Raw genomic sequence first — 13474 nt, forward strand, 5'->3', positions numbered from 1 at the left:
CGTTCGTTTCGGCAAGACGTCACGTGCCGGGTGCTGTGTTGAGAGAATAACCGAAAGCGGCATTGCCTCTGCCTGTTGTCGGAAACAAATACCACCAGTAGCGCTTTCTAAGCCCTCACCCTAGCCCTCACCCAGCGGGAGAGGGGACGCAGCTGTGTTCGGAACTGCGTCACAAGGTCAAGGGTAACCTCTCCCACTGGGAGAGGTCGGAGCGCAGCTCCGGGTGAGGGGGCAAAAAGCGTGCGTTTCGGCAAGACGTCACGTGCCGGGTGCTGTGTTGAGAGAATACCCGAAAGCGGCATTGCCTCTGCCTGTTGTCGGAAACAAATACCACTAGTAGCGCTTTCTAAACCCTCACCCTAGCCCTCACCCAGCGGGAGAGGGGACGCGGCTGTATTCGGAACTGCGTCTCAAGGCCAAAAGTAACCTCTCCCACTGGGAGAGGTCGGAGCGCAGCTCCGGGTGAGGGGACAGAAAGCTGGATGCAGAAAAGATTGCGTCGTGGCGCAGATCAATCCCCGACCAGCCGGCTCGCCGTGAACGGATAGAGGCGGTCGTTGCCCAGCATGAACACCGAGAACTGGCGTCTCGTGAACAGGGATGCGTAGGCGCGGTCGGCGACGTTGAGACCGCCCGTCAGTGCGCCGAAGGCCGGAAGAACCAGGCGGGTTCCGTCGGTGATGAAGCAGGCGCGGCGGATGGAGCGTCCGAAACGGCGCACCCGCGCGACCGGGTGAAGGTGCCCGCAGATTTCGCCCGCGGTGTCTTCCGAACCGATTTCCTCAACCGGTTCATGCCGGAATTTCAGTGGTCCGAACGAGATTTCGTCGACCGTCTCCCCGCAAAGCCGCACTGGGGCGACCGGGTCATGGTTGCCCGTCACCCAGATCCACTCCCGGCCGAGCTGGAGCGTCGTGAGCATGGCCCGGTAGGGAGCGGGCAATCTGTCGGACCCGTCCGCGTCGTGGAAACTGTCGCCGAGGCAGATGACGCGGGCCGGATCGAAGGCGTCCATGACACCTGCGAGCTTTTCCAGGGTCGCCCCGGTGTCGTAGGGCGGCAGCATGACGCCGCGCCGGGCAAAGCTGGAGCCTTTTTCGAGATGAAGGTCGGCGACCACCAGGAGAGATTCCTCCGGCCACCACAGGACGCCGCTGTCATGCAGGCCGACCAGCTGGCCGTTGACCTGGATGTCATGACATACCGGCGCGGTCTCATACTTGCGCAGATGGGATGTCAGAACATTCATGCCATGGCCTCGTGAACAAGATCTTCCGCGGCGTCTTCAAGGAGCGAATCCATCGCCTCGCCATAGACCGGTTCCTTGCCGATTTCCAGAAGGATCGGCACGGCAAGAGGAGAAACGCGCGTGAGGACACTATGCGTGATTCTGCCACGAACGCGCGCAAGAAGTTCCCCCAGCCGCGAGATATCCAGAAGTCCTTCGGCGGCGTCCGCCCAGGTGGCCTTGAGCAGGATATGATCCGGTTCATGCGTGCGCAGGACGTCGTAGATCAGGTCGGAGGAGACCGTGACCTGACGCCCGGTCTTTTCCTGACCAGGGTGCCGGCGCTCGATCAGCCCGGCGATGACCGCGCAGTTGCGGAACGTGCGTTTCATCAGGCTGGAATCCGCCAGCCAGGCATCCAGATCATCGCCCAGAATGTCCTCCTCGAAGAGCGCATCCAGCGATATCTGCCCGCTTGAGAACAGCAGAGACAGGTCGCCGAGCCCCCAGACCGACAGCGCGTAGTCGTTGGCAACGAACCCCATCGGCCGGGCACCCAGGCGTTCCAGGCGCTTGGTGAGCAGCATGCCGAGCGTCTGGTGGGCCAGGCGCCCCTCGAAGGGATAACAGACCATGTAGTGCTTGTTGGAACGCGGAAATGTCTCCACGAGCAGGCCGTCGCGCGCGGGCAGGACAGACTTTGCCTTCTGGATTTCCAGCCATTCCCGGACCTGGACCGGCAGGTGCTTCCAGCTTTTGGGACTGGCGAGCATCGCGCGCACACCCTCCGCCAGGTATGTGGACAGCGGAAACTTGCCGCCCATGTAGGACGGGATCATCGGATTGTCGGTCTTGGCCCTGGAGACATAGGTTTCGTTCTCGCGGATGGCCTCGAAACGCACGACCTCGCCGCCGAACAGAAACGTGTCTCCGGGAACCATCTGGTCGACGAAATATTCCTCGATCTCCCCCAGGATGCGGCCGCCGCGTCCGACCGGGGTACGCCGTCCGTCCGCCTTGGACCGGATCAGGCGCACCTTCAGTTTCGGGGCTTCCACGATCGTTCCGACATTCAGCCGGTATTGCTGGGCAAGCTTGGGATGTGAAATACGCCAAAGACCGTCCTTGCCCTTTTTCAGTTTGGCATACTGGTCATAGCTCTTCAGTGCGTATCCGCCGGTCGCGACGAAATCGACAACCCGTTCGAAGGTTTCCCAGTCAAGAGACCTGTAGGTTTCGCTGGAGCGGATTTCATCGAAGGTCGCCGCCAGATCGAGCGGCTCGGCGCAGGCCAGGCCCATGACATGTTGCGCCAGGACATCGAGCGCGCCCTTGCGCAGGGGCGGGGTATCCTGATCGCCGCGTTTCGAGGCAGCAAGCGCCGCCTGGCATTCCAGCACCTCGAACCTGTTGGACGGGATCAGGACGGCCTTGGAGGGTTCGTCCATGCGGTGATTGGCCCGGCCGATCCGCTGCGCCAGCCGGCTGGCGCCCTTGGGCGCACCGATATTGACGACGAGATCGATGTCGCCCCAGTCGATCCCCATGTCGAGCGAGGAAGTCGCGACGACGGCGCGCAGCGCACCGGAAGACATCGCCGCCTCCACCTTGCGCCGCTGCCCGACATCGAGCGAGCCGTGGTGAAGGGCGATCGGCAGCGTGTCCTCGTTGATGCGCCAGAGTTCCTGAAACACCATTTCCGCCTGGCTGCGCGTGTTCACGAAGAGCAGCGACACGTTATGCGCCTTGATCAGCTCGTAGATGTCGCCGATCGCGTAGCGTGAGGAATGACCGGACCAGGGCAGTCTCTGTTCGGAGTCGAGAATGGAGATCTCCGGCATGGCACCGCCCGAGACTTCAACCACGTGCGACAGCGCCTTCCTGTCTTGATCAGGCTGATCGACGAGGTAGGCGCGAAGGTCGTCCGGCTCGGCGACGGTTGCCGACAGGCCGATGGTTCTGAGCTTCGGCGCGATGCGGCGCAGGCGCGCAAGCCCGAGGGAAAGCAGGTCGCCGCGCTTGGAGGTCACCAGCGCGTGCAATTCGTCCAGGATTACCGTCTTGAGGGATGCAAACAGCCGCGCGGATGCCGGATCGGACAAGAGCAACGCGATCTGTTCGGGCGTCGTCAGCAGGATGTCCGGCGGATTGAGTTTCTGCCGCTGCCGCTTGTGCGACGGGGTATCGCCGGTGCGTGTTTCCAGCCTGATCGGCAGGTCCATTTCGGCAACGGGTGCTTCCAGGTTCCGGGCGATATCGACGGCCAACGCCTTCAGCGGGGAAATATAGAGCGTGTGCACGCCGCCACCGGCCTGACCGGGTTTCACCTTGCCCCGCATGTCCAGTTCAACAAGGCTGGGCAGGAACCCGGCAAGCGTCTTGCCGGCGCCTGTCGGGGCGATCAGCAGCGTCGAGTGGCCCTGCGCCAGATGATCGATCAGCTGCAGCTGATGAGGCCTGGGGGCCCAGCCCCGGGAGGCAAACCAGCTCTGAAATCGATTGGGTAGCAGCGCAGCGTCCATGAGCCAGTTTTAGGATAGCGGCCCGCAAAAGGCGAGGGGGCGCAATCAAAAATGTTCACTTTGTGTTCTATTGCGCGCCGGCCACTTGAATATGCGCTCAATCCGCGAACTAATGGCCCCTGATGTCAGAACTCCTCACGATAACGCCCGAAGGCCTCTATTCACCCGCAGCCGGTGCCCATATCGACCCGGTGCGGCCGGTCGAAAAGGCCATTATCACCCACGGGCACGCCGACCACGCCCGCGCGGGGCATGGTGCGGTTCTGGCGACGCGGCAAACGCTCGACATCATGGCGATCCGCTACGGGGAAAATTTCTGCGGCAGCGCGCAGGCCATCGACTGCGGCGAGATCCTGAAGGTCGGCCAGGCCGAGGTGTCCCTGCATCCGGCCGGTCATGTTCTCGGCTCCGCGCAGGTGCTTCTGGAAGCATCCGGCCACAGAACCGTTGTGTCCGGGGACTACAAGCGCCAGGACGATCCGACCTGCGCGGCCTTCGAACTGGTCAAATGCGACACCTTCGTCACCGAGGCGACATTTGGTTTGCCCGTGTTCCGCCACCCGCCGGCGGGCCAGGAGATCGCAAAACTTCTGTCGTCGGTGGATCTGTTTCCGGAACAGACGCATCTTGTCGGCGCCTATGCTTTGGGAAAGGCGCAGCGCGTCATCGGCGAATTGCGCGCAGCCGGCTACGACAAGGTCATTTATCTTCATGGCGCCCTGGAAAAGCTTTCGGCCTACTACCAGTCCGAAGGTGTCGATCTCGGCGCGCTCGAACCGGTCGGCAAGCGCGGCAAGGAACTGAAAGGCGAAATCGTGATCTGTCCGCCCGGCCAATTGAGCGACAGGTGGGCACGGCGTTTCGGCGATCCGGTCGCCGCCATGGCATCGGGCTGGATGCGGGTGCGCGCCCGCGCCCGACAGCGCGGCGCGGAACTGCCGCTCATCGTATCGGATCACGCGGACTGGGACGATCTGTGCCGGACGATCCTGGAAACGGAGGCCGAGCAGATCTGGGTCACCCACGGGGCAGAGGAAGCACTTGTCCACTGGTGCGAATTGAATGGACGAAAGGCCCGTCCTCTCAATATGATAGGCTATGACGATGGCGAGGATGCCGACGGTGGCGAGGTCTCAGGGGCAAACTGACCTTGAAGCAGCTGTCCGGATCCTGAGGGAGGCGGTCATATGAACAGCGGTGGTGCTGAAAACACCGGTAACGGTCATGCGAACGGGGCCGGTTCGAACGAGGGCGCGGAAGAGGCGATTGCCCAGCTCTTTGACGACTACCAGGCCGGATTCAACGACTATGACATCGACCGGATCTGCGACTGTTTCGCCCTGCCTGCGGTTATCTGGCAGCACGAAAAGGGCCACGTCTTCGCCGATGACGAGGAACTGATCGAGAACATCGAGGCGCTCCTCAAGGCACTGGAAAAGGAAGGCGTCACCCATTCCGATTTCCAGGTCGTTTCGAGCCATGTCAGCGGGTCTTCCGCGCTTGTCACCCTCGACTGGTCGCAGGAAAGCGCGGACGGCGAGACGGTGCTCGAATTCACGTGCCACTATCAGCTTATCCAGGACGGCGTGGACTGGGTGATTGCGACCATCGTCAACGAATGATCCGTGACGCTGGTATGCGTCACGAATTGGAACAGAAGTCCTACTGTTTTTTCGCCTTTGCCGCTTTCCTTGCCGCGCGCGAGGGTTTGTTTTTCTTCGCGCTTTTCTTTTTCGCGCCCGTGTCTTTCGACGCAGCGCGGGCCTTTGGCTTGCGCCGGTCATCGTCGCCTTTGGCGGAACGCCCTTTCGCAGCGGCGCCGTCATCGGCGTTCCCGGCAAGCGCCTTCATGTCGAGAGGCTCGTAGGCGGGATGGTGCGGGGCAGCTTCGTCGTTGCCGCGCCGCCGCTTTTTCCCGCGCGGTGCGTCGAAGTCTTTTTTCGGCCCCTGCCGTGACCGGCCGGGCTTCATCGTGTCCTCGCGGCCCATGCTCTCGTAGTCGGGCGCGTCGGCCCCGCGCGGCCGCCGTTTGGGTGGGCCGCCTCTGTCCCGGCGGTAGCCGTCTTCCTTTGGAGCGGCCGGGACCTTGCCGCCGCGCGCATCGAGAAGCGCGATCGTGACATTGTCCTCGCCCGACCCGTCGCGCTTGATGACATCGGCAAACCGTTCGCCGTGGCTTCCGGCAATCTCGAAATAGAGCTGGTTCTGGAAGATCTTGATGGCGCCGACTTCCCTTTTGGTCACATGCCCGGCGCGGCAGATCAGCGGAAGGATCCAGCGCGGTTCGGCGCGCTGGCGGTGTCCCAGTGACAGGGAGAACCAGACGCCGTCTTCGAACTTTCCGGTGATCTCGGCGTTGCGGCCGCCGCGGGACCCGGCGTCGCGGCCCTTCAGCGACGTCTCATCGAGTGTCGTGATGTCCTCGGGAGCAGGCATGCGCGATTGCCGCAGCTTGACGAAAGCGGCGGCAAGCTGCTCGGGACTGTGGAGGGCAAGCAGTTCCATTGCCACGGCGCGGTCCTCGTCTTCGAGCTCCACCGACAGCGCCGGATCGGCCAGGAGGCGTTCCTTGTCCTTGGCGCGGATCTGGTCCGCGGTCGGTGCGCCAAGCCAGGTCGCCTTGATGCCGGCGAAATGAAGCACACGCTCGGCCTGGCGGCGGCGGGGGAAGGGGACCATCAGAACGCAGGTACCTTTGCGACCGGCACGCCCGGTCCGGCCGGACCTGTGCAGCAGGGCGGCCTTGCCGGTGGGAAGATCGGCGTGAATGACAAGATCCAGGTTAGGAAGATCGATCCCGCGCGCGGCAACATCGGTTGCAACACACACCCGTGCCCGGCCGTCCTTCATGGCGGCCAGCGCACTGGAGCGCTGCTCCTGGCTGAGTTCGCCGGAGAGCGAGACGATCGAGAAACCCCGGTTTGCCAGGCGCGACGTCAGCCGGCTGACGGCTTCACGGGTCGAACAGAAGACGATCGCCTTTTCCGCCTCGTGCAGCCTGAGCACATTGATGATTGCGTTCTCGCGCTCGTTGGGCGCAACGGGATGAGCGACGTAGTCGATATCGCCGTGCTGTTCGCGGGCGTTGATGGTGGAAAGACGAACCGCGTCCTTCTGAAATCTCTTGGCGAGTTCCGCGATCGGCTTTGGAACGGTTGCCGAGAACATCAGCGTGCGCCGCTCGCGCGGGGCCGCGTCGAGGATGAATTCCAGGTCCTCGCGGAAGCCCATGTCGAGCATCTCGTCCGCCTCGTCGAGAACGACGGCGCGGATTTCGGAGAGGTCCAGAGCACCCCGTTCAATATGATCTCTGAGGCGGCCGGGTGTGCCGACAACGATATGCGCGCCGCGCTCAAGCTGGCGGCGTTCGGTGCGCGGATCCATGCCGCCGACACAGGAGGCGGTGACGGCACCGGCTTCTTCGTAGAGCCAGGTCAGCTCTTCCTTGACCTGCAGCGCAAGTTCACGCGTCGGCGCGATAGCGAGGGCGATCGGCGCGGCAGCCTTTCCAAGATGGGTTTCACCCTGAAGAAGCGTCGGCGCAAGGGCAAGCCCGAATGCGACGGTCTTTCCGGAGCCGGTCTGTGCGGAGACGAGCAGGTCGGCTTCCGCCGGGGCGTCGTTCAGGACGCTTTCCTGGACGGGGGTGAGGCTTTCATAGCCCCGTTTCGCCAGCGCGGCCGACAGGGCCGGGGCGAGTGACATCAATTCAGTCATAGAGATCTTTCAACTGCTCCGGATCATCTGCGTACCAATCAGCAGTCTACCGGATCGGCCCGGACGTCTGCCGGGCAAGGGATGGCGCGGCTTATATATGCAAAACCCCGCGCCGTCCACATCAGCTGCATGCAGTAATTTTGTGCACACTTGAAAGGTGTGACAATGGTTGCAAATGCGGTCGGAATGACTGACCGGGCAAATTTGACAAGGACGCGTGCAATTTTATGAATTTCAGCTTTTGATTGGTAATTTTGTTAACACACCCAGCGTGAAATGATCAGGAATTGTAGCGATGGGAGTGTTCGATGTTGAAATCGATTCGCATGCAGATTGCCCTCCTGGCGATCGTGCCGCTGTTGGCTTACGTGGTGGCGACATTCATTGCGCTCAATGAAGCCTACACCGAGAGCAGGATTGCCTCCGAGATCTATCCGACGGCTCTTGTCGCCGAGAAATCGGAAGCCGTGCTTCACGAGTTGCAGAAGGAGCGCGGCCGGACAGCCGTGCTGCTTGCGTCGGGTTTTGCCGACGCGCCCCGCGAACTTCTGGCAAAGCAACGGGGCGCGACGGACGCGGCATTGGAAGATCTCCGGCAAACGGTTGCCGACTTCCAGATCAGCAACACCAAGCTTCAGGACGAGGTTCACGCGACCGTCAATGCGCTCGACGAGGTCGCCGCACACAGGTCCGGCATTGACAGCGCTACGCTGGGTGGAAAGCAGAATCTGGCGTTCTATTCCGGCAAGATCCGCGAATTGATCAAGATCGTTCAGGAGGCCCAGCATGCAAGTGCCGACCCGAAATATGCCGAACAGATGACCCCATTCCTCCTCCTGACCGAAGCCATCGAAGCAGGCGGACTTGAGCGCGCCATCGGTGGCCAGTTGTTCACGATCGTCGGCAAGACGGGTGACGTGCCGAATGACAGGTTCCTGGCCTATTTCGATCGCCTGTCGGTCGAAACGGCCTTTCTGAAAAATTTCCGAAGCGTGGCTACGCCGGAGGAAATCGCGGCTTTTGACGAAGCTGTTTCGGGGCCGGTGGTCGATCAGGTCATGGAGTGGCGCACCGTGCTGAGGACATTGCCCGAAACGAAGGACGGGCAGGGAATTGAAGGCTCGGTGTGGTTCGGCAAGGCAACCGAACGCCTGAACCTGATCCGTCAGACATCGATCGGGATGCTCAAGGCGGCGGAGGCGCGCGCGCAGGAACTTGCGAATGCTGCAAACGGCCATCTTCAGTATGTGATCGCGGAGACTGTCGGCGTTGTGCTTGTCACGCTTCTCATCTGCGTCTGGCAATTGCGCAGCGTCAACGGCCTTCTAGCCAACCTCACGGCAAACCTGGTCAGGATTTCGAAGGGCGACGTTGATTTCAAGATGCCATATGCTGACCGCCGCGACGCCATCGGAGACCTTGCCCGTGCGGGCGGGATCTTCCAGGAAAACGCGCGCGTGCGGCAGGTTCTGGAGGCTGAGGCCGCCAAGGAACGTGATCGTGAGCGCATGCGCCAGAATCACGTTGAAGCGCTCATCAACAAATTCAGGGAATTGATGGAGAGCGTTACGGGAGAGGTCCACGACAAGACCTCCTCCATGACCGACATTGCTGCCCGCGTCCGCTCGATCTCGCAGGATGCGTCCTCGGCTGCAGGCCAGGCACGCGATGCATCCGCTTCGTCCTCCAACAACGTTCAGACGGTTGCCGCCGCGGCCGAAGAGATGTCCGCCGCGATCCAGGAAATCATGAACCAGGCGGAGCGCGCAAACGGTGTCATTGACGATGCCACGACGATTGCGAGCAGGACGGACAGCAATGTTTCAAGTCTTGCCGAGGCGGTGGAAAAGATTGGCACGGTCGTCGAGATGATCCGCGCGATCGCGGAGCAGACCAACCTGCTTGCCCTCAACGCGACAATTGAAGCGGCAAGAGCCGGGGAAGCCGGCAAGGGCTTTGCAGTTGTCGCGGCGGAAGTGAAGGAACTCTCGACACAGACCGCCAAGGCAACGGAAGAAATTTCCAACCAGATTTCCTCGGTTCAGGGGCTGACCGATGAAGCGGTCGATTCGATCCGCAGGATTTCAGGCTCCATCGAGATGATCAGTGAAGTCACCGGTGCGATCTCGACGGCGGTCGGCGAACAGAGCGTTGCAACGCAGGAAATCTCGCAAAGCATAACGATGGCGGCGACGGAGACCGGAAACGCGGTCAACAGCGCCGAAACCGTCGACAGCGCGATCCAGGCAACGGCGAGCGAAGCGGAAACGGTCGATACGATTGCGGGCGACGTCAAGACTGTCGCCGACACAATGGCGCAGGGTATCGAAGGCTTCCTTGAGGAAATGACGCAGGATGTCGAGGAGCGGCGCAGGGCCTCACGGAAACAGGAAACCGGTCAGCAGGTAACGCTCGTGACCGAAGACGGCCGCAGGTTCGAGACATCCCTGGTCAACAGTTCCGACGGCGGCATCGGCGTCACGGTGTTTGACGGCGCGGTGATCGGCATGGCTGTCACCTACATTGATGACAACGGGGAGGAATTTCCCATGGAAGTCAGATGGGTACAGGGCGACACGCTGGGTCTTCAGTACCGTGCCGACGAGGGTCGAAGCGACGTTGCGGCCTGACAGCCCCGTGTCTTGAAGAGACAGGTTGTGGCCGCATCCAGGCCGGGAAAGACTTGCCCCTCAGGTCTTTCCCGGTATTTCTGGCGTATGCGTGCATTTTCCCAATTGCTGGACTGGCTTTCGCTCGAACCGCGCCGGCTGGCCAAACTTCAATCTCTGCTTTGCCCGCAAACGCAACACCCTTGTCGGTTAGGCCGACCGACGGTTTGGAGGCCCTGGTGACGGTTGGTGCGTTTCGTATGAATGACTGAAATGGGGCCGGCAGGGGACTGTCGGGTTTCCTCCACAAAGTCATTCAAGTGGGCGTTCAAGTAGAACGAGTTCGAGGTTGGTTTGGACCTACTCCGTTGAAAAACTCGATTGTTTTGGGTTTGGAAGGGTGTGCTGATTTTGGGCAATCTGATCCCTTTTCATTTGGGACAGGCAGTTTGCGGAGCCGGGATGAGTTTTGCGAGCTTGCGGAGGTTCTGGCTGGTGGCTGCGAGGTGGAATTCATCGCGGGCGCCGGTTGGTCCCCGTAATCGAAGCCGGTCGAGCTTCAAAATACGTTTGAGGTGGGCAAACAGCATCTCGACCTTTTTTCTCAACTTGCACGAGATTGCATATTGGGTGGTGTGTGAGATGGCACGGGCAACATCGCGCGACGGCTCATGGATTGACCTTGTGACCTTGCGTTGCGGCTCCTTCGGACAGCACTTCGGCCTCAGGCCGCAGGCATCACAGTCAGCCTTTCGAGCGCGGTAGCGCAGCGTCCCATCCTTGTTAGCTCCAGTCCGTGGTGTCGCAAACGCACGGCGGTATTGTTTGAGCTCTTTGCCTCCTGGGCAGATATAGGCATCGGTTACGGCGTCATAGGTGAAGTCCGCCCGCTCATAGGTTCCATCCTTGCGTCCCGACTTGTCTATAACCGGAATATGAGGGGCGATTCCGCGCTCCTTGACCAACCAGTCGAGCATGGGACCAGAACCATAGGCGGTATCGGCAATCAGCCGTTCAGGTATCAAGTCAAATCTGTCGCCCACCCGATCTATCATGGTTCGCACAGAGCCAACTTCAGCCTGCCGGATCGAACGTGTGGCTTCCACATCCAGGATCACTGCATTGTCGGTATCGATCAGGTAGTTTGTCGAATAGGCGAAGTAGGCAGGGCCGCCGCGTGCGCCCGTCCACTGGGATGCCGGATCGGAATGAGAGGTGAACTTCGGCTCTATCGCACTGGCTGCGCCGAAGGCTTCATCATCCAGTGTTTCCAGATACTCCCTGACCGCTCGCGGAGCATCACAGGGATCAATCTGCCCTGGCTCCCAGTCCGCTTGTGGTGTGGAGTTCTGCCGATTGGCATCCGCCTGGATCAGGCTCGCATCAGCTGCGAGACGTTGGCCGCTCGCCAGTCCTTCCTCGATGCAGCGCGCCACAACCGTCTCAAAGACATGCCGCAACAGATCGCTGTCCCGGAACCGTCCATGACGGTTCTTGGAGAAGGTCGAGTGGTCCGGTATTGGATCGCTCAGATCCAGGCGGCAGAACCAGCGATAGGCCAGATTGAGATGGACCTCCTCGCACAGCCGCCGTTCTGACCGGATGCCCATCGTGTAACCGACCAGAAGCATCCTGATCATCAGTTCCGGATCAACTGAAGGACGACCGGTTGAACTATAAAACGGAGCCAGATGTTTACGAAGGTCGGACAGATCAACAAACCGGTCAATCGACCGCAGTAGATGATCCTTTGGGACATGATCCTCAATCGAGAATTCATAAAACAGCGCGCTTTGCGCTTCCTGTCTCGGACCCATCATCGCCTGCATCTCCAAAGTCAGCAAGGAGATTGAATCAGCGTTGGTCTCTCAAAACAACAGGAGTTTTTCAACGGTATAGACCCGGAGCGGACATTCACGCTTGTTTTGCCCGTGACAAAAGCAAGAACATCACTCTCAATCTGTGCCTCGTCTCGTCAAGGCGCGGTCAGGTAACACGGTCTTGAGACTGTACAGTCTGCATCATCTGCCGAAAGAGATTGAAGCCCTCGAAAATGGTGTGAATCACGCTAGGTAACTTTTTACCGGTTTGGATATCCGTGCTATGCTAAAACAAATACAAATCAAGCTCTGTGCAAAAAGATGAAATGCCTCATCGTAGATGACGAGCAAAACTTTGCCGAATTTGTTGAGGATGCCCTGAATAACTTCGGGATCCAGGTGACAAAAGCGACAAGTTCTAGTGAATTTTGTCAGGTATATTCTGACCAGTTCGATCTTATCATAATAGATCTTTATATGCCCGGCATGGACGGTTTGCAGATCCTCCGGTTTTTGCACGAAAACGGATCCGGTGCCGGCATCATTCTCATCAGCGGACAACACAAGTCCCTCCTGAATTCGGCGGTGGAACTCGGAAACGAGTGGGGCTCCAATATCGTCGGATCGCTGCAGAAGCCTTTCACGGTCAACGACCTGAAAGAGCTCGTAGAAACTTTCGACGGTCACCGCCAGTGGGAAAGGAAACAACCTGGAAAGAGCATCACTCCGCCCAGGATAGCGGCTTCTCTTTTGGACGGAGAGTTTCGTCTGCTCTATCAACCTCTGGTCTGCGCCAAAACCCTCAAGGTTCTCGGCGCAGAAGCTCTGATCAGATGGGATGACCCGGACGGTGGCAGGATCGGCCCGGACTTTTTCATCCCCGTCGCCGAGGCGAGCGGCCAGATCGGACCGATCAACCAGTTTGTTGCCGAAACGGCGATTTTCCAGCTCGCCCACTGGGTTTCGGCCGGACTGGACATTTCGATTTCGATCAACATGTCTCCGGCCAGCATTGCCGACATCAACATGCCGGAAAGGCTCACGGAGCTTGTTACCGCCAACAACCTTGAACCTGAAAGGGTCACGATCGAGCTGACCGAAACGGCGATCATGACCAATGTCGCCGATTACATCGACCTTTTTACCCGGCTGCGCATGCGCGGATTTGAATTGGCAATCGATGATTTTGGCGTCGGACACTCTTCTCTGCGCCAACTCGTGCGCATGCCGTTCACGAAAATGAAGATCGACAGATCCTTCGTGAGCGCGGCCTACGACAACGAAGAACGGCTGACCGTCGCCAGAATGGCCACGATGCTTGCGCATGAACTCGGCATGGAGGTCGTGGCGGAAGGTGTCGAAGACGAAAGAACGCTGCGATTGATGAACGAGATCCATTGCGATGTCGTGCAGGGCTTCCTGATCGCACGTCCAATGCCGCCCAAAGACTTCCACGCCTGGTGCGCCCGCCGGAGCATTGAGAAGCTCCCGGCCCGGGCGGGGCGTTAGCTTGCCGCAAACGAAGAAACGCGCCGCATCAGTCTCGATGCGCGGTGACAGGAATAATCGAGTGTCGGT

The 13474-nt window shown here is 60.2% G+C and carries 8 protein-coding genes; 4 read left to right on the top strand and 4 right to left on the bottom strand.

What is annotated here, in order from left to right; genetic code table 11:
* Positions 1–511 precede the first annotated feature (511 nt).
* Entirely contained in the window at positions 512–1249 is a 738-nt protein-coding gene (pdeM, locus tag ACO07N_RS15320; protein WP_421981849.1) for a ligase-associated DNA damage response endonuclease PdeM, read from the bottom strand.
* A complete protein-coding gene (locus ACO07N_RS15325; RefSeq protein ID WP_421981850.1) occupies positions 1246–3750 on the bottom strand; it encodes a ligase-associated DNA damage response DEXH box helicase in 2505 nt (834 codons plus the stop codon). Before ACO07N_RS15325 ends, pdeM begins: the two co-directional genes overlap by 4 nt.
* Positions 3751–3872: 122 nt before the next feature.
* Here ACO07N_RS15325 and ACO07N_RS15330 point away from each other — a divergent pair, with 122 nt between their 5' ends.
* On the top strand, positions 3873–4898 hold the full coding sequence (locus tag ACO07N_RS15330; protein WP_421981851.1) for a ligase-associated DNA damage response exonuclease: 1026 nt from the start codon (positions 3873–3875) through the stop codon (positions 4896–4898).
* A 39-nt stretch (positions 4899–4937) separates the two neighbouring features.
* On the top strand, positions 4938–5372 hold the full coding sequence (locus ACO07N_RS15335; RefSeq protein ID WP_421981852.1) for a DUF4440 domain-containing protein: 435 nt from the start codon (positions 4938–4940) through the stop codon (positions 5370–5372).
* A 40-nt stretch (positions 5373–5412) separates the two neighbouring features.
* Here ACO07N_RS15335 and ACO07N_RS15340 read toward each other — a convergent pair whose 3' ends face one another.
* Complete coding sequence (locus ACO07N_RS15340) at positions 5413–7467, bottom strand: DEAD/DEAH box helicase (protein WP_421981853.1); 2055 nt, start codon at positions 7465–7467, stop codon at positions 5413–5415.
* Between the two features lie 308 nt (positions 7468–7775).
* Between ACO07N_RS15340 and ACO07N_RS15345 the strand changes: the two genes are divergently transcribed.
* Positions 7776–10097 (top strand): methyl-accepting chemotaxis protein, encoded by a 2322-nt coding sequence (locus tag ACO07N_RS15345; RefSeq protein WP_421981854.1) that lies wholly within the window; start codon positions 7776–7778, stop codon positions 10095–10097.
* Between the two features lie 410 nt (positions 10098–10507).
* Here the strand turns inward: ACO07N_RS15345 and ACO07N_RS15350 are convergent, their stop codons facing one another.
* Positions 10508–11896, bottom strand: coding sequence for a transposase (locus tag ACO07N_RS15350; protein ID WP_421984367.1), 1389 nt, complete (start codon positions 11894–11896; stop codon positions 10508–10510).
* Positions 11897–12217: 321 nt separating this feature from the next.
* Here ACO07N_RS15350 and ACO07N_RS15355 point away from each other — a divergent pair, with 321 nt between their 5' ends.
* Positions 12218–13405 (top strand): EAL domain-containing protein, encoded by a 1188-nt coding sequence (locus ACO07N_RS15355; RefSeq protein ID WP_421981855.1) that lies wholly within the window; start codon positions 12218–12220, stop codon positions 13403–13405.
* Positions 13406–13474: the final 69 nt, after the last annotated feature.

This window comes from Roseibium sp. (assembly GCF_965229775.1).
GTDB lineage: Bacteria > Pseudomonadota > Alphaproteobacteria > Rhizobiales > Stappiaceae > Roseibium.